This window comes from Nostoc sp. (assembly GCF_036917655.1).
Lineage (GTDB): Bacteria > Cyanobacteriota > Cyanobacteriia > Cyanobacteriales > Nostocaceae > Nostoc.
Genome location: NZ_JBALCY010000071.1, coordinates 83,431 through 109,505, shown reverse-complemented (window position 1 = coordinate 109,505; position 26,075 = coordinate 83,431). Strand labels below are relative to the sequence as shown.

Genomic DNA, 26,075 nt, shown 5'->3' with positions numbered 1-26,075 from the left:
TCATAGCCCCCTCTCGAAGAGCGGGGAGGGGGTTGGGGGTGGGGTTCTTGTACCTCACAAAGGCCGAGAACCGCTATAGGAGTTAAAAATATAAAATCGCCAATTTGGAGCATATTCAAAGACTCCAAATTGGCTTGCAATTTGAAACTCTTAACTCCTCACTATTAACTCCTAACTTTTTTAAGCTAGTGGAATTTCTGGAGAGAAAATGTCTGTGAAATTCTCCTCAAGCAGCAAATCTGGCATTTGTATAATAAATGGAAGTTCGGCTCCCACTAGACCTCGTTGGATGCGTTCTAAAGTATCACTAAAAACGACAAACAGAGGATATATAGTATTAGCTCCCTCACTCAAAATATGACTGTGACACAGAGGCATCAACCACTCATAATCATTGTCTAGCCAAACTTGGGTTTGTCGCCAACGTCCTAACAAATCAGAAAAGTCTTCATGAGCACGATGAATAAAGACTAAAATTTCGGCTCCAGTTTTGATTTTCCACTCAGGATCGCACATCAAAATTGCCACATCACAGGGTAAGCAAATCGTTTGTGGGGGTGTTGTAGCAGTGTTGCGAAGACGGACAATTGGCAAGGGAATAGTAATTACACTTTCATCTGGACGGCGCAAACTGGGAATCATCTCCAAGTATGGCCGATATTGCTTTAGTAAGGCGATCGCAGCTAGATGATTGCTGTACTCTGCCAAACTCGCTTCGTACTGAGATTTTTGCACAGTCATAGTTTATTAAATAGTGAAGAGTTAATAATAAAATTAATTAGTTAGAAGTTAAGAATAAGGAATAAAGAGTTTTAACTCCTAACTTCTAACCGGAGGCGGAGCATCTCCGGCTTTGCTCTTAATCCTCTATCCCAACGTTTCAAATACTTTAAACATAGGCAGATACATCGCTAGCAAAATGGTTCCAACCATTCCCCCTAGAACTACAATCATCACTGGTTCCAAAATACTGGTCATTGCTTTTACTGCCTGCTCAACTTCATCTTCATAGAAATCGGCAACTTTCATCAACATTGCATCTAATTCTCCAGTTTCTTCTCCGATACTAATCATCTGAATTGCCATAGCCGGAAAAACGCTTTCACTTTGTTGTAAAGCAATGCTAATCATACCTCCTTGTTGAATCTCAAGGCGGGCTGCATCTATGGCATTGGCAATCACTTGGTTTCCTGATGTATCTCGGACAATTTCTAAGCAAGTTAAAATTGGCACACCTGAACGAGTCAAAGACCCAAAAGTTCTGCTAAAGCGGGCGACCGAAGATTTTTGAATTAAGTCGCCAAACAACGGCACCTTCAGGGAAAGACGATCAATTGTTAGGCGACCAGCAGGAGTTTTACCGAATTGTCCATAGGCAATTTTCAATCCGACAATAATAAAGAGAAGGATGACAGCCTTCGGACTTCTCAAAAATTTACTAGCATCCATCAAAAATTGCGTTAGAGGTGGTAATGTAATTCCAATTTGTTCAAAAATTGTGGCAAAAATGGGAATAAGAAAAATAGTCATGCCGAGAAAGATCGCAACTGCGATAAAACCCACGACCACTGGATAAGATAATGCTGATTTAATTTGGTTTTGTAAGCGAGCAACATCTTCTAATAACTTGGCTAAACGATTCAATACTTCGTCTAGAACACCACCAACTTCGCCAGCTTGAATCATACTCACATATAATCCATCAAAGCAGTCAGGATGTTTCCGCATTGACTCTGAAAGATTCATTCCACTTTGAACATCAATGCTAATCTCCACAAGAGCTTGTTTCAGTTTAGGGTTACTACACTGTTCTGAAAGTACCCCCAGACTTCTAACGATCGCAACTCCCGCATTCATCAAAACGGCAAATTGACGCGAAAAAACGGCTTTGTCTTTCACAGAAACCTTAACTAAGGAATTCTGGAATTTCTTAAAGGCAACATCTGGCTGAAATCCTTGAGATTGCTTGAGTTCTTGGATTACAAAACCTTGATCTCTAAGATTAGTCCGAGCTTGTACCAAGGATTCGGCAACAATTTTTTCTGTTCGGGATTTTCCTTGAGAATCCCGCACACGGGCAACGTAGTTTGGCATAAATTAATTCAAAATGGGCATTGGGAAAGAAGAGGCACGAGGTAGGAGGCAGAAGTTCTTTAATTTTGAATTTTGAATTGATTTCTCCCCTGTTCCTCTAATGGGCTTTGGCCGCTGCTGCACCGGGTTTTGCACCTGCTGCCTGGGGCGGTGCCGCAGTACCGATGAGACGTTGGATTTCATCTGGCTTAGAAGTCTTAGACATCGCGGCTTCAAAGGAGATCGTTCCTGCTTTGTAAAAATCGGCTAAAACCTTCTCCAGAGTTTGCATTCCCAACTTGCCGCCAGTTTGAATAGCTGAGTAAATTTGAGCTGTTTTGCCTTCTCGAATCAAGTTGGAAATAGCGGGAGTGACAATCAGAATTTCTTGAGCCATTACCCGACCATATTCACCGGGTTTAGGGTTTTTCTTGGACACCAGGGTTTGGCTAAATACTGCCACTAAAGAGTTAGACAACTGCACCCGCACTTGGGTTTGTCTTTCATGGGGGAAAACGTCAATAATCCGGTCAACTGTCTGTGCAGCAGAACTGGTGTGTAGCGTACCAAATACCAAGTGTCCTGTTTCTGCGGCAGAAATTGCCAAAGAAATCGTTTCCAAATCGCGCATTTCCCCTACCAGAACAATATCTGGGTCTTCCCGCAAAGCTGCTTTCAAAGCATTAGCAAAGCTTTTAGTATCTTCACCCAGTTGCCGTTGGTGAACCAAGCTTTTAATTGGTTCGTAGACAAATTCAATTGGGTCTTCCACCGTTAAAATATGCTCTGCCTTGGTGCGGTTAATCAAGTCAATCATTGCCGCTAGGGTAGTTGTCTTGCCGGAACCTGTAGGGCCTGTCACCAGAATTAGCCCTCTGGGTTTATCTGTCATTTCCCGCACGATATCTGGCAAACCTAATTTTTCAAAGTTAGGAATCTTAGAACTTAATGCCCGTAAGCAAGCAGCATAAGAACCACGTTCTTTATAAACATTGACCCGGAAGCGAGCTAAACCCTTAACACCATAAGAACAATCCAACTCCCAGTTCTGCTCTAAGGTTTTACGCTGGGTGTTATTGAGCATACTAAAAATCAGCCTTTGACATTGATCAGCTGTCAACACATGCTCACCTATGGGGGTGAGTTTGCCACTGATGCGGAAGTAGGGAGCCAAACCTGCGGATAAATGCAAATCCGAGCCACCCATTTCAATCAACTGCTCCATCAGGTCTTCAATCATCATTTCCATAGTTCTGCTTCCTTTTAATGTTTGTTATTTGTCCTTTGTCAGTTGTTTTACCCCTGCGGTAAGCCACTGGCGCGTCTATGTCATTTGTTTAAAGTTACTAACCATCGACCAATGACTATTAGTCTTAAAACCGAGATGTCATACAGTAGGGACAATCCAGCCATTCTGGTTTCAATGTGGCATCGCAAGTCAGGCAGGTAAGACCAATCTTGCGCTTGGCTTTTAATTCGGCTTCCAAACCAGTATCAGTAAACGTCACTCGTTCTACTTCTTCTAGGGTGGTGGAACCTTCGCGCACTAAGTCCAAACTGTAAGACAGCAAGGTTTTCATGCCCTCTTCTATTGCCACTTCCTTGATCCGTTCCGTGGGTGCATCTTCGTTGATGAGAGTTTGCAGGTTTTCGGTAACTCGCATGACTTCATAGACTCCACAACGCCCTTTGTAGCCGACACCATTACACTTTGGGCAAAGCTGATTTTTGGTTTTGGCTTCGGCGATCGCATCTAATGTCAAGGTATTAGCCTTATAGAAGGTAACTTCGATATCTGAGGAAGCTGATAGACCATAACGACCCAATTCCTGGACGGTAGGAGTGTAGGGAATCCGACATTCAGGACATACACGCCGCACCAAACGTTGAGCTAAAACGCCAATTAGGGAACTAGAAACCATGAACGGCTCAATACCCATTTCTCCCAAACGAGCGATCGCACCTGGGGCATCATTGGTATGTAAGGTAGTTAATACCAAGTGACCAGTCAAAGCAGCCTCAATTGCTGTTTTTGCCGTTTCTTTATCCCGTGTTTCACCCACCAGCAGCACATCTGGATCTTGCCGCAAGAAAGCCCGGAGAGCGGTAGCAAAATCCAGCCCTTTTTCTCGAATCACCTGTACTTGAGTAATCCCTGGAAGGCTGTACTCAATTGGATCTTCCACAGTACTGATATTAATACCGGGATCATTTTTTTCTGATAATGCAGAATACAGCGAGGTTGTTTTCCCAGAACCAGTTGGCCCAGTCACCAAAATTAGACCAAAGGGACGGCTAACCATCTCTTGGACAATTTGTAAAGTCTCCGGATCGGTAATTAACTTATCCAATCCCAGTTGGGTAGAGGAGTTATCCAAAATCCGTAGCACCACCTTTTCCCCGTAACGACTGGGTAAGGTGCTGACCCGGAAATCTACTTTCCTTCCCTCAAACAGCCGCCGGATACGTCCATCTTGGGGTATACGCCGTTCCGCAATGTCTAGATTGGAGATGATTTTAAATCGGGCTGTCACCGCCGGAATAATTTTTTTCGGTAGGGGATCGAAAGCTTCGACCAGTATGCCATCCTTCCGAAAGCGAATGCGTAAGTTTTCTTCTTGGGGTTCGATATGAATGTCAGAAACGCCTTCATGCAAGGCTTTAGCCAGGATTCTGTTGACTAGGTTGATGACTGGGGCATCCTCAGCACCCTTCATCGCCGCCCCTAAATCAGCCTCCATTTCTTCAGGAGCATCCGAAATATCGAGATTTCCGAGGTTTTCTAAATCCTGATTAATATCTGTAAACTTTGCTTGTTCCAGGTGCTTTTGCTTAACAGCCATTTCATCCAAGTATTGGTTGATTAGCTGTTGGTAGTCTTCCTGTGTAATCACCATGCGCTGCAATGCCAAACCTTGGGGGCGCAAGATGCGGTTCAGATCATCGGAAGCCTCTAGATTATCTGGAGCAACCATCGCCACTAAAACTGAGGGCGGGGTTTGGTCTTCGTGTTTCGATAGTGGTACTAGACGATGGCGACGACAGATATCCACTGGGATCAGGGTTTCAATCAGGTTCCCGATCATCGTGTTGCCAAGCTGGTTGACTTCCGGATCGAGGAATTCAACACCGTATAGTATTTTAAGTTCAAATAGCTGCTGTTTTTTATACTGCCTGAGCAACTCAGGCGATAGTTGTTGCCCAGTGATTGACTCTAGTACTTCCGTTAAGGGTCTGCCAGATTTGCGGCTTTCAATTAGTGCCTGCCTCATCTGTTCGGTATTGACATACCCAGATTGCACTAGCTTATTACCGAAAGGCGAAAACTCTGTTCTGGTAGTTAGAGCGGTACTGCGCCGTTGTGCTGACGAGTAAGTCATAAATGAGCAATTGATTTGGGGAAACCTCTGCTTAAAGTATTCCCCTACTGTGAGACAGAATTCTCATTTACCAAAAAAGTCCTAAGTCACGTCGCTTCTCTACGAGACGCCCGTCGGAGGATGCCCGAACGCGAACAGCGTCTCCTTTAGGAGAAGGGCTGTAGGGCGAACGCTCCGAATTCACGCATTCAAAATTAAAGACATTTTTGAATAAGACGAGGGGCGAATCACATTCGGCCCCACTCTTGGAAAGTACTTACTCCTACAGGTACACGACTCGTTCGGGTTCCCGCCTTAGCGGCGTCTACGCTAACGTGTTCACCATTTGTCACAATAAGAGGACGGTTACATCACTTCCAGAAACTTGTCGGCAACAAAATCAGCCCCAGTGGCAAGTCGTGGATGACGACGGTTGCAAGCTGTGGAGATACACTGCCATAAATAGTATCTGGAATGAGTAGACAATAATGGATGAAAATAAACAGATAAACAATACAAGCCAGCAATTGGGTGAACCAACAGAGGTAAAGCAAGCAATGAAGAGTGACTCCCCAGCCCAAATTAATTTCAATGAATCTGGTAGCGAGGTTACAGAGCAAGTGGCAACCCAAACCAATGTATCGGGAGATCCGGCTACTCTCAATCCAGAAAATAGCGTCGCTGCAACCGAGAAAACTGAAGTGGAAAGGGCAGCTTTGGCAGAACTGACTCAACAAATCGAGTCTCTCAAAACGCAACTAGAAGAACGTAGTACTCAATATATGCGGATTGCCGCTGATTTTGAGAATTACCGGAAACGCACTAGCAAAGAAAAAGAAGAGCTAGAGGTGCAGATGAAGCGGAACACGATTTTGGAATTGCTGCCAGTGGTCGATAATTTTGAGCGGGCGCGATCGCACCTCAAACCTCAATCTGATGGCGAGATGACCATGCACAAAAGTTACCAAGGCGTTTACAAACAGTTAGTAGATAGCCTGAAGCGCTTGGGTGTATCACCAATGCGTCCTGAAGGTCAAGAATTCGATCCTAACCTCCATGAAGCAGTAATGCGGGAACCTACGGATGAACATCCTGAAGGAACAGTGTTAGAAGAGTTAGTGCGCGGATATTACTTGGGCGATCGCGTGCTGCGCCATGCAATGGTCAAAGTAGCTGCTCCAAAAGAAGATACACCTTCTACGGAGGAAGATCAGTCGAGTCCAGCCAACAGTTAAGCTGTAGTCGCTCGCCTCGCTGACCAAAAGTGCCTGGGTTCTAGCAAGGGACGAGCATCGCGTACCTAAAACTTGGACAAGGCTTTGGATAACTCTCTGTGTTTCAACTTCTGGTGTTGCTACCAGCAACAGGGATTCCACAGACGTTATCCGCTAGCCTTGGTTCGTAAGAAAAAAAGTTAGTCCGCGACAGATTACAGCCGAAAAAATCAGTAAAAATACTGGCAAGTATGGGAAAAGTTATTGGGATCGACTTAGGCACTACTAACAGTTGCGTCGCAGTTTTGGAGGGCGGTCAACCACTGGTGATCTCCAATTCTGAAGGTGGACGAACTACTCCAAGTATTGTGGGATTTGGGAAGAGTGGCGATCGCTTGGTTGGTCAATTGGCAAAGCGCCAAGCCGTAACCAATGCTGAAAACACAATTTACAGTATTAAACGATTCATCGGGCGGCGTTGGGAAGACACTGAAATAGAACGCGATCGCGTTCCCTACAACTGTGTCAAAGGTCGAGACGATACTGTTGATGTCCAAATTCGCTCAAAAAATTACACGCCACAAGAACTGTCTGCCATGATCCTGCAAAAGCTTAAGCAGGATGCGGAAAACTTCTTGGGTGAGGAGGTGACTCAGGCAGTGATCACGGTACCCGCATACTTCACAGATGCCCAAAGACAAGCAACTAAAGATGCTGGCACGATTGCTGGACTAGAAGTCCTGCGAATCATCAATGAACCAACAGCTGCGGCTTTAGCTTTCGGATTGGAAAAGCAAGACCAAGAGCAGCTAATTTTAGTATTCGACTTAGGAGGCGGTACCTTCGACGTATCGATCCTGCAACTTGGGGATGGCGTTTTTGAAGTTAAGGCGACTTGTGGTAACAACCACTTAGGTGGAGACGACTTTGATAATGCGATCGTGCTTTGGATGATGGAACACTTCCAGCAAGAGGAGAAAATCGACCTTTCCAAAGATAAGATGGCACTGCAACGCCTGCGGGAAGCAGCGGAAAAGGCAAAAATTGAACTCTCCAGCATGGTGAATACCTCCATCAACTTGCCGTTTATCACCGCTGATGACACCGGGCCAAAGCATCTGGAGATGGAACTCAGCCGCTCTAAATTTGAGGAACTCGCAGGAAAATTAATTGAAACGACTATCGAACCAATGATCCAAGCGCTCAAAGATGCGGATCTCAAACCAGATGTCATAGATCGGATTATTTTAGTAGGTGGTTCTACCCGTATTCCCGCAGTCCAAAACGCCCTAATTAAATTTTTCAATGGCAAAGCTCCCGATCGCTCTATCAACCCCGACGAAGCTGTAGCATTGGGAGCAGCTATCCAAGCAGGGGTGTTGGGTGGCGAAGTCGATAATCTCTTACTATTGGATGTCACCCCCCTGTCTCTGGGAATAGAAACCTTGGGTGAAGTGTTCACCAAAATTATTGAACGCAACACCACAATTCCTACGAGTAGGTCACAAGTTTTTTCCACAGCAGTTGATGGGCAAACCTCAGTGGAAATTCACATCCTTCAAGGTGAACGGGCAATGTCACGAGATAACAAGAGTCTCGGCAAGTTTTTGCTAGCAGGAATTCCCCCATCGCCCCGTGGTGTGCCGCAAATTGAAGTATCCTTTGAAATCGATGTCAACGGCATCCTGAAGGTTTCTGCCCAAGACAAAGGTACAGGTAGAGAACAGAGTATCCGAATTACCAACACAGGTGGCTTGAGTAACAATGAAGTCGAACGGATGCGCCAAGAAGCCGAACTGTTTTCTGAAGAAGATAGAAGACGTAAAGAACTGGTTGAACTCAAAAACCAAGCAGATAGTCTGTTATTCAGTTACGAATCCACCATCAAGGATAATGGCAACTTTATTGGCGAACAGATGAAAACCTTGGCCAGTGAAAAAGTTTCACAACTTCAAGCTGCAATGATTGACTCCAGCATCTCCACAGTGGAATTTAAGCAGCGCTTAGACGACTTCCAACAAACCCTGTTTGCAATTGGTGCTGATGTCTACAATCGAGCTAACACCCAAAGTGATGAGATTGAGGAGGCTTCAGATAGTCTTTTTACCCCAGAAGTAGACTCACCAATGAATGGCACACTAATACCACAATTCAACTTTGATTTTGACGAAGAAAGTACCGCACAAGCTGATTATGAGGCAATAGATTAGGGATTGGGGATTGGGGATTGGGGATTAGGCATTATTATTCTTCCCCTGCTCCTTTGCCTCTCTGCCTCTTTCCCACTCCCCTAAGTTGCAGATTTTTATTAATACACTTTAATATATCTAAATATATTGATTATAAATTTAGTGAAGTTTCACAAGACCCCAGCCGTTTGCTAGATTGTAGAAGCAAATTACTTTGGGCTAGGCAGTGTGCCAGTTCAAATGCAATCCAAAGCAGATGGGTGGTTTTCCACACCTAATGGTGCGGCTAGCCCCTCTGGTTGATGGGCGGGGTTTTCCTCTGCTACGTAGCACAATTGTAAAAGAGACAGCCGACTCGGCAGTGAGAAGTCTGAGCAGAGCTTCCCCTGTTCCTAACTTCTATAGCTTTTGTCGTCTCCCACGAGGAAAGCACCTGTTGCTCAAGATTTGTCGGTGATTTTTGTAAAAGGTAAAGGGTAAAATCAGTTATTAACAAAAATTAATTTTATCTTCTGCCTGACCTCCGGCAAGCCGCCCTTTAAAGGATACTGTGTTGCTCTTGCATATCTGTAAGGCAAAACGCCTTCCCGTAAAGTAGCAAGTGACCGTGAGTGACGTTCTACTGACTTCTGCTTTCTTCCTTCTAACTTTTACCTTTGCTATATGGCCCGCGACTATTATGAAATCCTGGGTGTCTCTCGTGACACCGACAAAGAAGAAATCAAACAAGCCTATCGCCGTTTAGCCCGGAAGTATCACCCAGATGTGAACAAAGAACCGGGGGCGGAGGATCGCTTTAAAGAAATTAACCGCGCTTATGAGGTACTTTCCGAACCAGAAACCCGCGCTCGTTACGATCGCTTTGGTCCAGAGGGTGTCTCAGGTGCAGCTGGCGCGGGCTTTCAAGATGTCGGCGATATGGGTGGTTTTGCCGATATCTTTGAAAGCATTTTTAGTGGCTTTGCCGGCGGTATGGGTAGTCCCACGCAACAAAGACGGCGCAGTGGGCCAGCGAGGGGTGATGACCTGCGGCTAGACCTGAAGTTAGACTTTCGGGAAGCGGTATTTGGCGGTGAAAAAGAAATTCGCATTTCGCATCTAGAAAATTGTGAAGTTTGTAGCGGTTCTGGTGCTAAACCTGGAACCCGCCCTCGGACTTGTTCCACTTGTACGGGATCGGGTCAAGTCCGCCGTGTCACCAGAACACCCTTTGGCAGTTTCACCCAAGTCTCGACTTGTCCCACCTGTAATGGCACAGGGATGGTAATTGAAGATAAGTGTGATGCGTGTGATGGTAAGGGCGCAAATCAAATCACAAAGAAACTCAAAATTACCATTCCGGCTGGGGTGGATAATGGCACACGCTTGCGGATTTCTAGTGAAGGAGATGCCGGTCAACGTAGTGGTCCTCCTGGGGATTTATACGTTTACTTGTTCGTAAATGAGGACGAAGAATTTCAACGGGATGGCATTAATATTCTCTCGGAAATCAAAGTTAGCTACCTGCAAGCGATTTTAGGTTGTCGGTTAGAGGTAGATACGGTAGATGGCCCGGTGGAATTGATTATTCCAGCTGGAACCCAGCCCAATACGGTGATGAAGTTGGAAAATCGCGGCGTACCCCGTTTGGGTAATCCCGTCAGTCGAGGGGATCACATGCTGAACGTATTAATTGATATTCCCAACAAAGTCACCCCAGAGGAAAGGGAACTGTTGGAGAAGCTGGCTAAAATTAAGGGAGATCGCACTGGTAAAGGCGGTCTAGAAGGATTCTTGGGAAATTTATTTAAGTGATCAAGCCCTCTTCTCTTTTAACCCCCGATGCTCAACTTGATTTACGCGGCACCCCTTGCCCAATTAATTTTGTGCGGACAAAATTACGTCTGGAGAAAATGCCATTGGGAGGTTTGCTAGAAGTCTGGCTAGACCCCGGTGAGCCGATTGAGCAGGTTCCCGATAGTCTGACAATGGCAGGTTATCAGGTAGAACAAATTACAGACTGTACTAGTTATTTTTCTCTGTTAGTGCGCCGTCCACTTGCTGGCCAATGACAGGGGAAAATTTTGCCGCAACTGGACAGTTATTGGGTACGGTGCTGGCTGTACAGGCTAATTTTTACCGAGTACAGCTGGATCAAGAACAGGGGGAGATGAGGGAGATGGGGGAGCAAGATCCTCCTCATGTTTCTTATCCCCCTCTCCTACTTTGTACCCGGAGAACACGCCTGAAAAAAATCGGGCAACAGGTAATGGTAGGCGATCGCGTTGTGGTAGAAGAGCCAGATTGGGCTGGGGGACGGGGTGCGATCGCTGATGTTTTCCCCCGTCAAAGCGAATTAGATCGTCCGGCGATCGCCAATGTCAACCAAATCCTCTTGGTATTTGCCGTCGCTGATCCACCTTTGGAACCTTATCAACTGAGTCGGTTTCTAATTAAGGCTGAGTCTACTGACTTGGATGTGCTTTTATGCTTGAATAAAAGTGATTTAATTTCACCGCAAGAACAGCAGCAAATTAGCGATCGCCTCCTCGGTTGGGGCTATCAACCGATATTTATCAGCGTTAAAGATGGCATAAATACAGACCAAGCAGCCAGATATTTGAGCAATAAAATTACTGTAATTGCTGGCCCTTCCGGCGTTGGCAAATCCAGCCTGATTAATACGCTAATTGACTCTGCCAAGCTGCGAGTCGGAGAAGTTTCTGGCAAACTAGCTCGTGGTCGTCATACCACTCGCCATATAGAATTATTTGAGTTGCCTAGCGGTGGTTTACTGGCAGACACTCCCGGTTTTAATCAGCCGGACATGGATTGTATCCCAGAAGAATTAATCCATTATTTCCCAGAAGCAAGAAAGCGGTTAGCAGTTGCTAGCTGTCGGTTTAGTGATTGTCTGCATCGAGACGAGCCTGAATGCGTGGTGCGCGGAGACTGGGAACGATATGAACATTATTTAGAATTTTTGGATGCTGCGATCGCTCATGAAACTCATCTGCATCAACAAGCTGATCCAGAATCCAGCTTGAAGTTAAAAAGCAAAAGCAAAGGCAAAGGGCAGAGTCAATACGAACCCAAGTTAGAAAGTAAAAAATATCGCCGAATTTCCCGAAAGACTCAGTTACAAGACTTGCAAGAGTTATATCGGGATGAGGAATAAGCAATGCGATGTCTATGACGGGCTGTTCGGTGTCGCACTTCTCTATAGCGTTTCGTTTCCTAGTACATCATAGCCCCCTCCCTGCAAGCGGGGAGGGGGTTGGGGGTGGGGTTCTTGACCTCACTCAAATGAGAACCGCTATATAAAAGTTTGTCACGATAGCATAGATACAAACAGAAAAACTATCTTCTATGTCTTTGCCCCTTGCCACCACCCCTAGTTTAGAAGCTGTCACTGAGAGTATAATTTTCCCACCAGGCGACATCTACAGTGACGAACCCCCGTTGGAATCTGATCTGCACAGAGAACAAATAGATTTACTGATCCGCCTGATTAAGTGGTGGTGGCGCGATCGTCAGGATTTTTATGCTACCGGCAACCTGACGATCTATTTCAGTCCCAACCAGAAAAAATCAGAAGAATTTCGAGGCCCCCATTTCTTTGTAGTTTTAGATACAGAAAAAAAAGACCGCAAGAGCTGGGTTGTGTGGCAAGAAAATGGTAAATATCCCAATGTAATTATTGAGATGTTATCGGATTCCACTGCCTCGGTTGATAAAGGTTTGAAAAAGCAAATATACCAGAATACATTTCGCACTCCTGATTACTTCTGGTTTGATCCAAATAACCTAGAATTACAGGGATTTCACATAGTTGATGGGCAATATCAAGAACTTGCTCCCACTGAGTTGGGTTGGTTGTGGAGTCAGCAGTTAGATATGTATTTAGGAGTTGAGTCTGGTAAATTACGCTTTTTTACCCCAGATGGGCATCTGGTAATATTGCCAGAAGAAGAAGCAAACCAACAGTTGCAACAAGCAAACCAACAGTTACAGCAAGCAAATCAACAACTAGAACAGGAACGCCAACGGGCTGAAAAATTGGCAGAACGCTTACGAGCCGCAGGTATTGATCCTGAGCAAATATTCTGAAAATAGAATTTTATCTCTAAACTAGGCATACAAAAATACTGCTATGAACCAAACAATATCTGATCAAGTCCGTTGGACGACCTCAGACTTAGAATTACTCCAAACTGACGAATGGAAGCGCTATGAAATTATTGACGGAGAACTATTTGTGACTAGAGCGCCTCACTGGAAACATCAAGGGACTGCGGGTAATATATGCTTAGAGTTACAAGTTTGGTCGCGCTCTAGTGGGCTGGGGGAAACCCGTCAAACTGCCGGTATAATTTTTACAGATGCCGATAATGTCATACCCGATGTAGTTTGGATTAGTCATGAGCGTTTAACACAATTGCTAGATGACGAAGGGCATTTGAGAGGAGCGCCAGAACTCATTGCAGAAGTGCTTTCTGCTGGGACAACCAACGAACGTCGAGACAGAGAAGCCAAGTTGAAACTATACTCATCCACAGGAGTTCAAGAATATTGGATTGCAAATTGGCAACTACAGCAGCTAGAAGTTTATCGCAGAGAAGCTGCCCAATTAAAACTGATCGCAACCTTGCTGGCTGATGACGAAATCACATCACCACTTTTACCAGGTTTTGGCGTTCGAGTTGGGCGTTTTTTTGGATAGAAACAGTTGAGAAGCGGAGATAACCTCTGCCTCGTATCCGATTACCCCTGTCCCGCCGTTCCAACGAAATGTTGTACCAATGTTGGTTCCTCCTAGTCGCTGTATCTGTTTAGAATTGAGCGATATTCCAAATCTTTGTCGTCCATATCACCTAAATATATGCGACAGTGTTTAGGAACAGCATCATAGGCTTGGCGCAAATATTCCTTATTTGCCTCGTTTGGCTCATGCTTATATTGTGTTAATCCCTGTCGGCAAATCTCTCCTGTTGTTAGCTGCCCATTGAGCCGTCGGATCTCGTCTTCAACTTCTTTAACAAACTCCTGCTCCTCAACTCTTGACTTCACTTGATGGGCGGTGAAATAAAGACCAGACACCATCATTGAGACTCTTGCTCCTTCAGGCAGATGAGTTCTAACCCAACCTTTGCTCACCTTTTCTTTGAAACCATCAAAGTCAACCATGCCCCAGCAATCAATTCTGCCGTCTTTGTAGACCTTAATTTCGGTGACAAAATAGTGGTCTCCATTCTTGATAAAGGCTTGCAGAAATACGCCAGGAATGGTTACGCCATCAACTATGCGATAGATCGTGTTAGAGAAGGACATAATAACAACCCATTATTATACAGTCTTAGCAAACAGTATGTACTGTACTCTTCGGTTGATCTCGGTAAGCCCCCCTGAACGCTTACTATCTGCGTAATGTTCAAATCACAAAATTTTTGGCAATACTGAGTTTACGTTTTTACATGACAGCAAAAACACGCAGTTGAGGCAAAACAATGTTGGCTGTACCTCTACAAACACTGTATTAAACTCATATTGAAAACTATTCTTCCGATCCCCATAAAGTCTTAAAATATTGTTGATTTCTGCCTAACCTCTCGACCTTCAACTTACAAGTATCACCCCAAAATCACTATGGCTATCGGCTACGTCGCGCTTGTACTCCACGCACATCTACCCTTCGTTCGTCACCCGGAAAGTGACTACGTGCTGGAGGAAGAATGGCTTTATGAAGCCATCACAGAAACCTACATCCCCTTATTGAAAGTATTTGAAGGCTTAAAACGAGACGGTATCGACTTTAAAATCACGATGAGTATGACACCCCCTCTAGTGTCGATGCTCCGCGATCCTCTGCTTCAAGAACGCTATGAAGCACACTTAGCCCAACTAGAAGAACTTATACAACTAGAAGCAGAACATAATGTCAATAACGGGCATCTTCGTTATTTAGCCGAACATTATGCTACTGAGTTTAAGGAAGCGCGTCAGCTATGGGAAAGCTATAACGGTGACTTGGTGACAGCTTTTAAGAAGTTCCAAGACAGTAATAACCTGGAAATCATCACTTGCGGCGCTACCCACGGCTATTTGCCGTTGATGAAAATGTATCCAGAAGCAGTGTGGGCGCAAATTCAGGTAGCCTGCGAACATTACGAACAAACCTTTGGACAAGCACCCAGAGGCATTTGGTTGCCGGAATGCGCCTACTATGAAGGTTTAGACCGGATGCTAGCGGATGCTGGGTTACGCTACTTCCTCACCGATGGGCATGGCATCCTTTACGCCCGTCCCCGTCCACGCTTTGGCACTTATGCCCCAATTTATACAGAAACTGGTGTTGCTGTCTTTGGTCGAGATCAGGAATCTTCCCAACAGGTATGGTCTTCTGAGGTGGGCTATCCTGGAGCGGCGGAATATCGAGAATTTTATAAAGATTTGGGCTGGGAAGCAGAATATGAGTACATCAAGCCCTACATCATGCCCAATGGTCAACGGAAAAATACGGGCATTAAGTATCACAAAATTACTGGACGTGGCTTAGGACTTTCAGATAAGGCGCTCTACGATCCGTATTGGGCTAAGGAAAAGGCAGCAGAACACGCTGCTAACTTTATGTATAACCGAGAGCGGCAATCGGAGAATCTCCATGCTCTAATGGGGCGATCGCCAATTATCGTTTCGCCTTATGACGCAGAGTTATTTGGACATTGGTGGTATGAAGGCCCCTGGTTCCTCGATTACCTATTCCGCAAGTCGTGGTATGACCAAGGAACATATCAAATGACCCATTTAGCAGACTATTTGCGGGATCAGCCAACGCAACAAGTCTGTCGCCCTTCGCAGTCGAGTTGGGGTTTTAAGGGTTTCCACGAGTATTGGTTGAATGAAACGAATGCGTGGATTTACCCACATTTGCACAAAGCTGCTGAACGGATGATTGAAATATCGCACCTGGAACCAGAGGATGAGTTGGGGTGGAAAGCATTGAACCAAGCAGCGCGAGAATTGTTATTAGCACAATCTTCTGACTGGGCTTTTATTATGCGGACAGGAACAATGGTACCCTATGCAGTCAGACGGACGCGATCGCACTTGATGCGGTTCAATAAGCTCTACGAAGACGTTAAAATCGGCAAAATTGATAGTGGTTGGCTAGAAAAAGTCGAATTAATGGATAATATCTTCCCCGAAATCAACTATCGCGTTTACCGTCCGTTGTAGTACTAGGGTGGGCAATGCTCACCTTATATTAGTAGTGAGGAGCGTTTATTTTACCAACAACAGAGCAAGCCTTAGCCTGTGTAAGGGTTTGTCAAATGCTATCAAATATTTATAAAGACATCCGCTTCGCTTATTTCGATTTGACGATAAAACCGGAGAAGTTTACATCCTATCTGCGGATGAACTGCAAATTATTATTTATCGCAATGACAAATGGGAGTTTGTGAATGAACCCGAATTATGAGCAAATGAATTTTACAGAATTGAGAGCTTATGTCGTGGAAAACCGTGAAGACATTGAAGCTCTACGTTTTTTGATGAGCAAACGCGACCCTAACTCTCCAAAGTATCCTATGCCTGTTACCGAAGCTGATATGCAAGCCCAGATGGAAATCATCAGGCGTAAGATTAACGGAGAGCTTTGAGATTATTGTCTAACTTCAGTAAGCAAGAATAGGGTGGGTGTTATTTACCCACCTTAAAGGCTATCTGGATCAATATTTAATTCTCGAAGTTTAGCAGCTAATCTTTGCGCTTTCTCTTCTGCGGCTTGTCGTGCGGCTGCTTCCTCTTCATGAGTTAGGAGTGTTTGACCCGTAGCTGGATTGTAAAAACGCAGTTTTCCTGCTTCTAGGCGTAACTCTAGCCCCAAAACTTCACTCGGTAGGGATACTGTACCATCTGGCAGGGTATTAGTTGCCATTGGAAAATAATTCCCGTCTACCAATTGTAAACCCTGGAGTTGGGGATTGAGATAATCGCCTGTAGGGTCATATTGGAAATATTCACGTACTCCCAGAAAGGCGTAAATTCCTTTCTTTGCACCTTGGTCTTTACTGCGGGTACTTTTTGAGGTAATCTCTAGAACAAAATTTGGGGTTTGATTATTTTCTTCCCAGGTTTTGTAAGATCGTCTATCATGATTTTCCACTCCAAACACCACAAATACATCTGGGGCTACAACTGATTCTGGATAACCTTTTTCGTAGTAAATAAATAAATTACCAGCGACGTATACATCTTGGTGATTTTGGAAATAAATTTCTAGCACAGTGGTAGCGTATACGAGACACTTGCGCTGTAAATCACCTTCAGCCATCGGCTTACCGTCCTCATCTGGGTACTCAATCGGCGTAACGGGGATATACTCTACTGAGGCTGTCATGGTCGGATACCTCAACTCAACTAGGGCTAGATTAAATTTAGCATCTGAACTCTTTAGCCAAACTGACATTTTACTGACTGCGACATTTGGCAGCATGGCGTTCATAATCTTCAAATCTTAGCTTTGCGATCGCACTTCTAGAAATTGTTTTAGCAACAATTCCCTCCGATCGACCCTTTGCGCCTTCATCAAGAGCAACACTAGTTTTAGGAATTATCTTTTTGAGAAATTCGTGTGTTTCCTGGATACTTAGGGCTTGCTGAATAAGTCTCCAGAGCGAATCTAGAAGCCACACAGATCGCAAAATGGTATGTTTCGTCGCTTAGTCTCCCAATTTGCCCAGCGATCGCTAACGATTGTGCAAGGGTTTTGAACCTCTAGATGCTATAGTCTTGCACTTGTTTGCTGAAAAAAGGCTCAAAACCCTTGCCTGGATTAAATTTCACTTTTATTCAGCAAGCCCTACTTACGAGTTCGAGATATGCAACAGTGATGCTGTTTTGTGCTTGAGGCAGTGAATCTGCAACGCCTTTGAGAGCCTCTACGATACTAAGTGCAGGATTGCCAATGAGATCGCCTTTCGCAAAAAGTAACTCTTCTCTGCTATTCAGCACCCATAAAACGCTACCAGTGCCACCCACGGAGGTTCTACGGGATCAACCGATCTGCGCGTAGTTGCTCGAACAGGTCGAAAAACGACTCGTCCGTTTTCTGGTATATGGAGAAGCCGAGTTTGCGGCTCTTGGACATGTCGGTCATGACCTCAATCGGACGCCCAAGATCAAGATCGGTGTGCCATGCAGACGACAGACGGCTCAGATCCGGCTCGGCGAGGTCATGCTGCTTTGCGATCTCGCGCCAGAGAGGATCTTCATTCGCCATTTCAGCTTCGAGCGGGTGGGTTGTGCCGTCGAACCCGATAGGCTCGATGCCGAACCAGTCAGCCAGCCGCCCCCACAACCATATCCAGCGGAAGATGTCGCCATTGACGACGTTAAACGCCTCGTTGTGGGCCGCTTCGGTCTTCGCCGCCCAGACTAGGTGCTTCGCCAGCACCCGCGCGTCGGTCATGTCGGAGATGCCCTTCCACTGCGCTTCAGAACCTGGCCAGCGGAACGGGCGCCCGGTTTCCTTGCAGATCGCGGCATACACGGCCAGCGTCGTGCCGAGGTTCATTGCATTGCCGACCGCCTTTCCAATGATAGTGTGAGGGCGATGAATGCTCCAGGTGAAACCGTCACGGGCGGCGGCGGCATAGACCTCATCTTCCTGAGCATAATAGAAATTTTCCACATCGAGCCGCGGATGCTCCTCACGCAATGGAGTTTCTGGCAGCGATCCGCCCCTGGCGTATGCATCGAATGGTCCAAGATAGTGCTTGAGTCCGGTGACGAGGGCGACGTGCTGCACCGTGTCCTTCCGTGACAGAACATCTAGCAGATTGCGAACCATTGTGCCGTTGACCCTGACGTTCTCGGCCTCGGTCGGATTACGCATCCAGGTCGTGATGAAGATGTGCGTCGGGGCGATGTCTGACAGTGCAGTTTTCAGGCTAGCTAGATTGAGCAGATCGGCAGCAACAGGGCGTAACCCTTGCACCTCGTTTCTAAGATTTCGGGCCAACCCGTAGGTCGTCCATCCAGTCGCGATCAGTTCCCGCGCAAGATAGCTGCCTATGATGCCACTTGCGCCCACAACTAAGGCTGTTCCATGCATGTCGTGTCTCCAGTTCCAGTACGGAAATTTTATAGAAAATCTCGGTAAGCGTAAAACTCAGCGTCTAAAGACGCTGAGATATCAGCGACTCGTGTGACTTCAGTCACCTAAGTTTTTCTTGATTCTCCCCTACTTTGTAATATATTAAAATAATAAACAGTTTCACCTAACAAGAAATATAAGACTTCAAAAAACAAGTTTTCTAAGCGGTTACACCCTAGTTAAATGTAGACAGCGTGAAGAAAAAGTAAGTTTGCGAAGTTTTCTAGAAAGGTGAGAAAATTTCAAAAGTAACGGGAAAGCTTAAATTTCTTAAGCTGACTTATCAACAGATTTTTTTAAACACTTATTCTTCAATAAATTATTTTCGCTTTGAACTGAGCGTAAAAATATTTGGGAGCTTCATCGAAATACTTAAATAGAGCAGGGCAGAGCCATCCTTCCCGATCTAAATCTGCACTGTAATACCAGTTACCTCCGTATTCTTCACGCCGCCAGTCAAACTTGATCTGATAGCCAGGAAATGGAGATGCAGCAAATACCAAACTGAACCCTGACTCTGCATCTGGAATCTGTGCCACCATTCTTTCGATAATTTCGTCTGCCCCTGCCACGAAAGGCTCTCGAACTAGACCTACCTTGTCATCGTCAAACACCCACATCTCGCCAAACTTATAGGGATGAATAACCATGATTGAGTTCATAAAGTTTACTAACAGTTAATACCATTTCACTTTAATAATGATGCATCCGACTGCTTGAGGGCTTTCATCAAAACTGCGCCAGCCCCAAAGCTATTGTATAGAGTCGGCAAATCATAGGTTTTGAAGGGTTCCAACGGCGAAATATCCTTAGCCATCTCCAAATCTTCGACTAAAATCCGAATGAGTTTGAGTTTTTCTGTTACGGAAAGCCGTCTCGCCATAGGAAGCACTTCAGCTAGTGACATATTATGTGCCTTTAGATTACAAAAATTCACGGATATTTTAGTGGGTGACTTATCCCTCTTCTGTCACTCTCCGAAAACATTTGCCATTTCTGAATTCTAGAGCTTTTGTATAGCAAGCGATTGCGCGATTATTTTCTAATAACAAATACAAGACCAATTTTTTTCTAATAGTATAGCTTGTATTGATTGCCTCATGAGGCTTCTAGCGATCGCCCTCCCGGAGAGTGACAGAAGAGGGTTATATCATGTCCGCATAATTAGTTACGATTCCCACAGTCATTGCACCCCACACGCCAGATGCTCCACTTGGGATGACCCTCTCCCACTGTAAGAAGACCGCACTAGCTCCCCTTAATCCCCTCCTCGCTTGCGGGGAGGGGAGACAAAGCATAGCTTTGGCTCTTTGGGGTTCTTCGGGTTTAATAAGCAATCAAGCGGACATGATATTAAACCTTGAGCTTCGCCAATGATCGCGGCAGTTCAATAGAGAGCGGTATTCCTCTGTATTAAACTGCCTCTCTTGTTAAAAAAGACAGGCAAGATGCCTGTCCTACAAATAATGATTTAGCAAAGAATTTAGAAATTCATCTCAGCAGCTTGAACTTTCTCAACCTGCTTCTTCTTCAGCACTAACATAACTTGAGCCAACATTACAAGAGCGATGAACGCAATCATCCATTTGACTCTAGAGGCGTCTTGCAGTACGATTTCTGCATCTATTTGACCGAATCCACCGACATTCGGGTTGGTGGTCAAAGCATCACCAGTCTTAACTGTTTGCCCTTCGGAAACAATCAGGTCTGGCCCTACAGGAATCGTATCAACGACAACATCACCAGATTCAGGCTGGATGTTTACTAGATATTTGACGTTACCGTCTCCATCTTCCTCTTTGGCAATCTTGGTAATTGTGCCAGTAGCGGAAGCGTTGTAAACAGTGTTGTTGCTCTTTTCGCCAGTAGGATAAACTTGTCCGCGTCCCCGATTACCACCTACGTGAACTGAATATTTACCGAAGTGGATGTTTTTGTCGGTTGCGGGGTTGGGAGAAAGAACTGGGAAGATGATTTCCTGATACTGTTCACCTGGTAAGGGGCCGACGATGACGACATTTTCTTTGTCTTCACTGTAGGGTTGGAAGGTAGTGTCGCCAACTTCTTTTTTAAGTTCCTCGGAAAGACGGTCTTCAGGAGCAATCTTAAAGCCTTCAGGTAGCATCAGTACTGCACCGACGTTCAAGCCAACCTTAGAACCATCGGCACCAACTTGCTGGGCGCTGATATCATAAGGGATTTTCACTACAGCTTTGAATACAGTGTCAGGTAGCACCGATTGGGGAACTTCCACAACTGTCGGCTTGGCCGCTAGGTGACAGTTGGCACAAACAATCCGCCCAGTTGGTTCGCGGGGGGTTTCGGGATAGGTTTGCTGTGCCCAAAAGGGATAGGCGGCAGCTGATTGGGGAAGGGCGAGATCGCTGGTGAAGTAAAATGTCACGGTGGCGATCGCTATGAGCAATGTTTTTACGATCGCTCTAGCACTGCGAGTTAACCTCGCTTTTAAGAAAGCATTTCTCATCTCTAATAAGGGCAACGATTGAATTAGTCATTAGTCATTAGTCATGGGGCATGGGGCATTGGGCATTGGGCATGGGGCATTGGGCATGGGGCATTGGGCATGATTATTTCTTCCTCACTCCCTCACTCCTTCACTCCCTCACTCAGCACTCAGCACTCAGCACTCATTAACTCCACCAAGGTGCATCACCGGTGCGGAAGTCGGTTTCAGTCCAACGGGTCAAAACAATTTTGTCGTCGTTTACTTTGGTATGAGCTAAAGCCAAAGATAGCGGTGCTGGTCCCCGAATAACCTTACCAGTTTCGTCATACTGGGAACCATGACAAGGACACTTAAATTTGTTCTCAGCAATGTTCCAGGGGACGACACAACCTAAGTGGGTGCAAATGGCGTTAATGCCATAATCTTTGATCGCCTCTTTGCTTTCTACCACAATATAGGTGGGATCTCCCTTTAGTCCTTGGACTAGGTTGCGATCGCCTTCATTCCGGTTTTCGAGAAATTTACTGACGCTAACATCGTTACCCAACTCGTCTTTTGCTGTTGCACCACCACCGGCACCAGCAGTTACGGGTGGAATAAAGTACTTCACAACGGGATACAATGCACCCAGAGCCACTCCAGTGACAGTCCCAAAAGTGAGAAGATTCATGAACTGACGACGCCCCATATCGGGCACGTCTGCTGATTCAGAAAATTGAGCCATAATCTACGCGCTCTTTGTGTATTTTGTTAAGCATTTTGACAACAGTACTAGTACTTGAGCAACTCTTGTCTAAGTCGAAATGCTAGCGCTCACAACGATGCCATACTTCTCTGTTCCAAGATATATTTAGCATCTTTTCTGTTAGCATTACATTTCTTTATATCCTTATCATACTGGAGTCACGGAACTTAACATCATAACTAAATGTAAAATCTGATCGAGAAAGCTATGACAGGACAGGAATTACGTCAGATGTTGCTTGATAAGTGGGGATACTCTTATGATGTCCAGTTGCGACGGGCACAGGGAAAGATATTTTTGCAAGTAATGTGGAAATATCTGGAACAAGCTTCTTTTCCCTTGAGCGAGGCGGAATACCAAGAGCATCTTGATAGCATTGCCAATTATCTTCATGGCTTGGGTGGGTCAACACAAGTACAAACTTTTATTGCCCAAACACGCGATCGCCCCAGGCTCGGCAAAGCTGTCAGCATTCCTCTAGATTTGGGTGAACGTTCTTCGGAATGGATATTATAACCCGCTATTGCTTCGACAAATTAGAGGAAACTAAAATGAGCCGCCAACCATTGCTAGACCCAAATCGTTCATATATTTTTAGTAATTACTTTGAGTTAGGGTTTGCGGTTGACGATTTAGTTGCTGAATTTGGTTATTCGTTCGAGCGGAAATTTATTGATTTACCACAATATTCTGGCACATTAGACCGACTTGCTGATCTCAAGCAGCGAATTGAGGAAGTTTTACCGTATGTAGATTTGGAGAATGAAGCTACACGCCGGTAAATGCTAATTGCGCCAATTATTACCGATTTAATTCACTATTCCAGCGCTAAATTACGAATTGAATACACTATCAAAGTTGATAACCGACTTCAAGGTAATTTTGATTATTTCCTCAGAACACAAACTAATTTAATTGTGATTGAAGCCAAGCAAGCAGATATAAATAGGGGATTTACACAACTGGCAACTGAGATGATAGCTCTTGACAGGTGGACTAATTCCACTCAAACAGAAATATTAGGAGCAGTAACAACAGGTAATGTTTGGCAATTTGGCAGATTGTATCGACAGACAAAGTGTATTGAGCAAGCAATCAACCTTTATCGTGTTACCGAAGAGTTGGAAATAGTGGTTAGGATCTTATTAACTGCACTCATTAACTAAGTTGAGATTTTTGAGAATTTGAAATTGAAGCAATGCGATCGCATTATTTACCTGTGAGCTTCACCAGTCCAACACCACCGAAATAAAGCCCTAAAACGGCTCCTGCTAAGAGACTTTGAGTCAGGGGGTCAGTAGAAGGTGTAAGAACGGCTCCTAAAACCACTGCACCCATAATCACGTAACGCCAACCAGAAACCATCCTCTCAGACGAGACAATGTTTAAATTACCGAGCAACAGTTGGATGATGGGAATTTGAAATGCTAAACCAGTGCTGAATAACAGTAGCAGCACAAATTCAAAATATTTATCAATTGACCAAAGTTGTTCGACTACATCTGCTCCGTAGCTGATGAAAAATTTCAAAGCTGCGGGGATAAGCAGTAAATAGGCAAATACTAATCCTGCCCCAAACAGCACACTCGAACCCAAAACCACAGGCCCCAGTAAACGGCGTTCGCGGCGAGTCAATCCTGGAAGCACAAACTGGATAATCTGGTAAAGAATCAAAGGACTAGTAAGTACAAAGCCAGTGTAGGCTGCAACTTTGAGGGAGACAAAGAAATATTCTCCGGGTGCAAGTTGGAGAAATTTTACTCCTTGTGCTGGAACCTCAAGTAGCTGGACAATCGGCTTAACGGCAAAGAAACAGCCAATAATACCCACTACTACGGCAATCAGCGAATAGAAAATCCGCAGTCGCAACTCTTCTAGGTGGTCGAAAAGGGACATTTCGACTTCACCTGGCAACTCATCAAGAGGATCTGTGTCTGAGTTGCCATATCCTTCTGGGTCGATGTTGGGAACGTTTACAGTATCTACGTCTTGTGAAGGCGTCATGAGTCAGCTAGTAGGCAACATTTGTAACTGAGTGCTGAGTGATGAGTAATTGTACTTTGTGAGCGGTCTTTTTACTCAGCCAGAACTCTGAACGGAGGTTTCCAACCATCAGAAGTTCGGTGACTCAGCACTTTTAACTCAGCACTCTTCATTATTTTATCCGGGGAATGCAGCTACCAAGATATCTTTTTGGGTGCTGTGGGTTTTTTGTCCTGTTTTTCGGGGTTGCATCTGGATAAGTTAGTAGTAAGCCATCTTGTAAGCAATTTCTAACCTAAAAAAAGGTGGAACCGATAATTTAGAAATCACGTCTCTGCGGCTAGTAGTGCTGAGTAAATTGACACAACATCAACTAATACTCAGTTTTGAAAATCCGGTTCATCAAGGTGGCATCTATACTAGGACTTACACACACTCTAGGATTCTTCTCTACGAGACGCTTTGCGTTGGCGGAAGGCTCTCGTAGAGATGGCGGTTCGATAAATTAAGCTTTTTGGCAATTTTTGCGTAAGTCCTATATACATAGCGCAATCGGAAATTTTTAGCTGAGGTTTTATGAATCGGACAATTTGCATTGGACTGATGGCATTACCTATTTATTTATACAATGCTGAACTAGGCAATACTTATAGTAGTGACGTGTCAATTGTCGAAAACCAGCTTTCCAGAATAACTGCTCTAATCGTTTATAGCACAAATACTCAGTCACACTTTCCGTGGCAAATATCGGCTAGAGATGACCAAACTGAAGATTGCCTTCGCGCTGGTACTTGCAGAGATTGATCCTAAATTTGTAATTTTTAATTCGTAATTACAGCAATTGCATCATGGTACGGAGAGAGTTAATGGTAGCAGCAAATCAACGTATAGTGGTGGTTACAGGAGCATCAACAGGAATTGGTCAGGCGTGTGCTTTGCTTTTAGACCAGTTGGGCTTCTCTGTTTTTGCTGGCGTGCGTCAAGATATCGATGCTCAAACACTTAAACAGAAAGGGTCACAAAGGCTCATTCCGATTTTTTTAGATGTTACTGACGCTGAATCGATCGCATCTGCGGTTGAGAAGGTAACAAATGCAGTCGGTGATGCGGGAATTTTAGGTTTAGTAAATAATGCCGGAATTGCTGTCCCAGGCCCCTTAGAATTATTAGCGATCGCAGAATTTCAACACCAGATGCAGGTTAATGTCACCGGACAATTAGCAGTGACACAAGCATTTCTTGGTCTTTTACGCCAAAGTCGGGGTCGAATTATCAATATTGGTTCCATTGCTGGTAGAAGTCCGACGCCATTCCTGGGAGCTTACAATGCTTCCAAATTTGCGCTCGTTGCACTCACTGATGTGATGCGGATGGAATTACGACCTTGGGGAATCACCGTTTCTATTATCGAACCTGGTGCGATCGCTACCCCAATCTGGGAAAAGTCCCTAAGTCAATCTGAAATAGCACAGCAGGATTTACCACAATCGGCACAAAATCTCTACGGTCAGGCGATGAATATTGTCCGCAAGAAAATGCAGATTCTCGCATCTGGGGGAATTTCTGCGGATATTGTTGCTCAGGCTGTTGTCCATGCACTCACTGCAAAGCAGCCAAAGACACGCTATCTCGTTGGACAAGATGCCAAAATCGGAGCTGTACTGAAGCATATTTTGCCCGATCATCTGCATGACCGGATAATTTTATACTCAATGGGATTGTAGATTACAAAGTAACTCTGAACTAAAGTTGATTAGGTCAATTGCCATTGTGCGTCTACGACCTGTATTCTACACAAGTGAAATCGGCTAGCGGTTCTCGTTTGGATGCAATATCCGGTAGGCGCACAGCAATTGGTGTCAACTTGAGCAATGGCGAATCCACTAGATAACTGACTAAATACATAA

Annotated in this window: 25 protein-coding genes and 3 pseudogenes; 15 read left to right on the top strand and 13 right to left on the bottom strand. The window is 44.9% G+C overall.

Going from position 1 to position 26,075, the window contains the following annotated elements; genetic code table 11:
- Positions 1-180: 180 nt before the first annotated feature.
- The 4 genes and pseudogenes from V7K30_RS26155 to V7K30_RS26140 form a co-directional block, all read right to left on the bottom strand.
- On the bottom strand, positions 181-741 hold the full coding sequence (locus V7K30_RS26155; RefSeq protein ID WP_335004293.1) for a hypothetical protein: 561 nt from the start codon (positions 739-741) through the stop codon (positions 181-183).
- A 126-nt stretch (positions 742-867) separates the two neighbouring features.
- A complete protein-coding gene (locus V7K30_RS26150) occupies positions 868-2,094 on the bottom strand; it encodes a type II secretion system F family protein (RefSeq protein ID WP_335004291.1) in 1,227 nt (408 codons plus the stop codon).
- Positions 2,095-2,191: 97 nt separating this feature from the next.
- Positions 2,192-3,325, bottom strand: a pseudogene (locus tag V7K30_RS26145) (type IV pilus twitching motility protein PilT); the annotation flags it as partial.
- Between the two features lie 121 nt (positions 3,326-3,446).
- Entirely contained in the window at positions 3,447-5,453 is a 2,007-nt protein-coding gene (locus V7K30_RS26140; RefSeq protein ID WP_335004287.1) for a GspE/PulE family protein, read from the bottom strand.
- Between the two features lie 464 nt (positions 5,454-5,917).
- Here V7K30_RS26140 and grpE point away from each other — a divergent pair, with 464 nt between their 5' ends.
- From grpE to V7K30_RS26105, 7 genes are all read left to right on the top strand, one after another.
- Positions 5,918-6,667 carry a nucleotide exchange factor GrpE gene (gene grpE, locus V7K30_RS26135; protein WP_335004342.1) on the top strand — a complete coding sequence of 250 codons (750 nt, stop codon included), beginning with the start codon at positions 5,918-5,920 and terminating at the stop codon, positions 6,665-6,667.
- 230 nt (positions 6,668-6,897) lie between these two features.
- Positions 6,898-8,856, top strand: coding sequence for a molecular chaperone DnaK (dnaK, locus tag V7K30_RS26130; protein WP_335004285.1), 1,959 nt, complete (start codon positions 6,898-6,900; stop codon positions 8,854-8,856).
- Positions 8,857-9,498: 642 nt separating this feature from the next.
- Complete coding sequence (gene dnaJ, locus V7K30_RS26125) at positions 9,499-10,629, top strand: molecular chaperone DnaJ (RefSeq protein WP_335004283.1); 1,131 nt, start codon at positions 9,499-9,501, stop codon at positions 10,627-10,629.
- Positions 10,629-10,886, top strand: coding sequence for a sulfurtransferase TusA family protein (locus tag V7K30_RS26120; RefSeq protein ID WP_335004340.1), 258 nt, complete (start codon positions 10,629-10,631; stop codon positions 10,884-10,886). Before dnaJ ends, V7K30_RS26120 begins: the two co-directional genes overlap by 1 nt.
- On the top strand, positions 10,883-11,992 hold the full coding sequence (gene rsgA / locus V7K30_RS26115; protein ID WP_335004281.1) for a small ribosomal subunit biogenesis GTPase RsgA: 1,110 nt from the start codon (positions 10,883-10,885) through the stop codon (positions 11,990-11,992). The genes V7K30_RS26120 and rsgA overlap by 4 nt, the downstream gene beginning before the upstream one ends.
- A gap of 191 nt (positions 11,993-12,183) precedes the next feature.
- Positions 12,184-12,924: a Uma2 family endonuclease gene (locus V7K30_RS26110; protein WP_335004279.1), complete on the top strand. Its 741-nt coding sequence runs from the start codon at positions 12,184-12,186 to the stop codon at positions 12,922-12,924.
- A gap of 43 nt (positions 12,925-12,967) precedes the next feature.
- Entirely contained in the window at positions 12,968-13,537 is a 570-nt protein-coding gene (locus V7K30_RS26105; protein WP_335004277.1) for a Uma2 family endonuclease, read from the top strand.
- A gap of 92 nt (positions 13,538-13,629) precedes the next feature.
- Here V7K30_RS26105 and V7K30_RS26100 read toward each other — a convergent pair whose 3' ends face one another.
- Positions 13,630-14,145, bottom strand: coding sequence for a DUF7638 domain-containing protein (locus tag V7K30_RS26100; RefSeq protein ID WP_335004275.1), 516 nt, complete (start codon positions 14,143-14,145; stop codon positions 13,630-13,632).
- Positions 14,146-14,460: 315 nt separating this feature from the next.
- Here V7K30_RS26100 and V7K30_RS26095 point away from each other — a divergent pair, with 315 nt between their 5' ends.
- From V7K30_RS26095 to V7K30_RS26090, 4 genes and pseudogenes are all read left to right on the top strand, one after another.
- Entirely contained in the window at positions 14,461-16,050 is a 1,590-nt protein-coding gene (locus V7K30_RS26095) for a glycoside hydrolase family 57 protein (protein ID WP_335004272.1), read from the top strand.
- Positions 16,051-16,097: 47 nt separating this feature from the next.
- A pseudogene (locus V7K30_RS34400) lies at positions 16,098-16,151 on the top strand (DUF6888 family protein); the annotation flags it as partial.
- Positions 16,152-16,216: 65 nt separating this feature from the next.
- The gene (locus V7K30_RS34395) at positions 16,217-16,294 is read left to right on the top strand and encodes a hypothetical protein (protein WP_442941109.1); all 78 of its coding nucleotides are present in this window, start codon (positions 16,217-16,219) and stop codon (positions 16,292-16,294) included.
- Positions 16,278-16,475 (top strand): DUF6887 family protein, encoded by a 198-nt coding sequence (locus V7K30_RS26090; RefSeq protein WP_335004271.1) that lies wholly within the window; start codon positions 16,278-16,280, stop codon positions 16,473-16,475. The genes V7K30_RS34395 and V7K30_RS26090 overlap by 17 nt, the downstream gene beginning before the upstream one ends.
- Before the next feature lie 53 nt (positions 16,476-16,528).
- On the opposite strand, the gene V7K30_RS26085 is transcribed toward V7K30_RS26090, so the two are convergent.
- The 7 genes from V7K30_RS26085 to petC all read right to left on the bottom strand — a co-directional run bounded on the left by V7K30_RS26085 (position 16,529) and on the right by petC (position 22,164).
- Entirely contained in the window at positions 16,529-17,284 is a 756-nt protein-coding gene (locus tag V7K30_RS26085; RefSeq protein ID WP_335004269.1) for a Uma2 family endonuclease, read from the bottom strand.
- Between the two features lies 1 nt (position 17,285).
- The gene (locus V7K30_RS26080) at positions 17,286-17,510 is read right to left on the bottom strand and encodes a hypothetical protein (RefSeq protein WP_335004267.1); all 225 of its coding nucleotides are present in this window, start codon (positions 17,508-17,510) and stop codon (positions 17,286-17,288) included.
- A gap of 353 nt (positions 17,511-17,863) precedes the next feature.
- Positions 17,864-18,931 carry an SDR family oxidoreductase gene (locus V7K30_RS26075; protein ID WP_335004265.1) on the bottom strand — a complete coding sequence of 356 codons (1,068 nt, stop codon included), beginning with the start codon at positions 18,929-18,931 and terminating at the stop codon, positions 17,864-17,866.
- Positions 18,932-19,284: 353 nt separating this feature from the next.
- Complete coding sequence (locus V7K30_RS26070; RefSeq protein WP_335004263.1) at positions 19,285-19,635, bottom strand: DUF6717 family protein; 351 nt, start codon at positions 19,633-19,635, stop codon at positions 19,285-19,287.
- A 26-nt stretch (positions 19,636-19,661) separates the two neighbouring features.
- Positions 19,662-19,880 (bottom strand): hypothetical protein, encoded by a 219-nt coding sequence (locus V7K30_RS26065; protein ID WP_335004261.1) that lies wholly within the window; start codon positions 19,878-19,880, stop codon positions 19,662-19,664.
- Between the two features lie 576 nt (positions 19,881-20,456).
- Positions 20,457-21,458 (bottom strand): cytochrome f, encoded by a 1,002-nt coding sequence (gene petA / locus V7K30_RS26060; RefSeq protein WP_335004259.1) that lies wholly within the window; start codon positions 21,456-21,458, stop codon positions 20,457-20,459.
- Positions 21,459-21,624: 166 nt separating this feature from the next.
- Complete coding sequence (gene petC, locus V7K30_RS26055) at positions 21,625-22,164, bottom strand: cytochrome b6-f complex iron-sulfur subunit (RefSeq protein WP_335004257.1); 540 nt, start codon at positions 22,162-22,164, stop codon at positions 21,625-21,627.
- A 228-nt stretch (positions 22,165-22,392) separates the two neighbouring features.
- On the opposite strand from petC, the gene V7K30_RS26050 reads away from it, so the two are divergent.
- Entirely contained in the window at positions 22,393-22,701 is a 309-nt protein-coding gene (locus tag V7K30_RS26050) for a DUF3067 family protein (protein WP_335004256.1), read from the top strand.
- Positions 22,702-22,736: 35 nt separating this feature from the next.
- Positions 22,737-23,351: pseudogene (locus V7K30_RS26045) on the top strand (hypothetical protein).
- Between the two features lie 43 nt (positions 23,352-23,394).
- Here V7K30_RS26045 and tatC read toward each other — a convergent pair.
- Complete coding sequence (gene tatC / locus V7K30_RS26040; RefSeq protein WP_335004254.1) at positions 23,395-24,189, bottom strand: twin-arginine translocase subunit TatC; 795 nt, start codon at positions 24,187-24,189, stop codon at positions 23,395-23,397.
- Positions 24,190-24,744: 555 nt separating this feature from the next.
- Here tatC and V7K30_RS26035 point away from each other — a divergent pair.
- Positions 24,745-24,972, top strand: a complete 228-nt coding sequence (locus tag V7K30_RS26035; RefSeq protein ID WP_335004252.1) for a hypothetical protein — start codon at positions 24,745-24,747, stop codon at positions 24,970-24,972.
- Between the two features lie 44 nt (positions 24,973-25,016).
- Positions 25,017-25,892: an SDR family NAD(P)-dependent oxidoreductase gene (locus tag V7K30_RS26030; protein WP_335004250.1), complete on the top strand. Its 876-nt coding sequence runs from the start codon at positions 25,017-25,019 to the stop codon at positions 25,890-25,892.
- Positions 25,893-26,075: the final 183 nt, after the last annotated feature.

Excerpts from the sequence above, each read along its gene's own strand:
- dnaJ (WP_335004283.1), top strand. The coding sequence starts at position 9,499 with ATGGCCCGCGACTATTATGAAATCCTGGGTGTCTCTCGTGACACCGAC.
- V7K30_RS26155 (WP_335004293.1), bottom strand. The coding sequence starts at position 741 with ATGACTGTGCAAAAATCTCAGTACGAAGCGAGTTTGGCAGAGTACAGC.
- petA (WP_335004259.1), bottom strand. The coding sequence starts at position 21,458 with ATGAGAAATGCTTTCTTAAAAGCGAGGTTAACTCGCAGTGCTAGAGCG.
- rsgA (WP_335004281.1), top strand. The coding sequence starts at position 10,883 with ATGACAGGGGAAAATTTTGCCGCAACTGGACAGTTATTGGGTACGGTG.
- V7K30_RS26035 (WP_335004252.1), top strand. The coding sequence starts at position 24,745 with ATGAATCGGACAATTTGCATTGGACTGATGGCATTACCTATTTATTTA.
- V7K30_RS26150 (WP_335004291.1), bottom strand. The coding sequence starts at position 2,094 with ATGCCAAACTACGTTGCCCGTGTGCGGGATTCTCAAGGAAAATCCCGA.
- petC (WP_335004257.1), bottom strand. The coding sequence starts at position 22,164 with ATGGCTCAATTTTCTGAATCAGCAGACGTGCCCGATATGGGGCGTCGT.
- V7K30_RS26085 (WP_335004269.1), bottom strand. The coding sequence starts at position 17,284 with ATGTCAGTTTGGCTAAAGAGTTCAGATGCTAAATTTAATCTAGCCCTA.
- V7K30_RS26140 (WP_335004287.1), bottom strand. The coding sequence starts at position 5,453 with ATGACTTACTCGTCAGCACAACGGCGCAGTACCGCTCTAACTACCAGA.
- dnaK (WP_335004285.1), top strand. The coding sequence starts at position 6,898 with ATGGGAAAAGTTATTGGGATCGACTTAGGCACTACTAACAGTTGCGTC.
- tatC (WP_335004254.1), bottom strand. The coding sequence starts at position 24,189 with ATGACGCCTTCACAAGACGTAGATACTGTAAACGTTCCCAACATCGAC.
- V7K30_RS26095 (WP_335004272.1), top strand. The coding sequence starts at position 14,461 with ATGGCTATCGGCTACGTCGCGCTTGTACTCCACGCACATCTACCCTTC.
- V7K30_RS26105 (WP_335004277.1), top strand. The coding sequence starts at position 12,968 with ATGAACCAAACAATATCTGATCAAGTCCGTTGGACGACCTCAGACTTA.
- V7K30_RS26110 (WP_335004279.1), top strand. The coding sequence starts at position 12,184 with ATGTCTTTGCCCCTTGCCACCACCCCTAGTTTAGAAGCTGTCACTGAG.
- V7K30_RS26065 (WP_335004261.1), bottom strand. The coding sequence starts at position 19,880 with ATGTCACTAGCTGAAGTGCTTCCTATGGCGAGACGGCTTTCCGTAACA.
- V7K30_RS26100 (WP_335004275.1), bottom strand. The coding sequence starts at position 14,145 with ATGTCCTTCTCTAACACGATCTATCGCATAGTTGATGGCGTAACCATT.
- V7K30_RS26090 (WP_335004271.1), top strand. The coding sequence starts at position 16,278 with ATGAACCCGAATTATGAGCAAATGAATTTTACAGAATTGAGAGCTTAT.
- V7K30_RS26030 (WP_335004250.1), top strand. The coding sequence starts at position 25,017 with ATGGTACGGAGAGAGTTAATGGTAGCAGCAAATCAACGTATAGTGGTG.
- V7K30_RS26075 (WP_335004265.1), bottom strand. The coding sequence starts at position 18,931 with ATGCATGGAACAGCCTTAGTTGTGGGCGCAAGTGGCATCATAGGCAGC.
- V7K30_RS26050 (WP_335004256.1), top strand. The coding sequence starts at position 22,393 with ATGACAGGACAGGAATTACGTCAGATGTTGCTTGATAAGTGGGGATAC.
- V7K30_RS26070 (WP_335004263.1), bottom strand. The coding sequence starts at position 19,635 with ATGAACTCAATCATGGTTATTCATCCCTATAAGTTTGGCGAGATGTGG.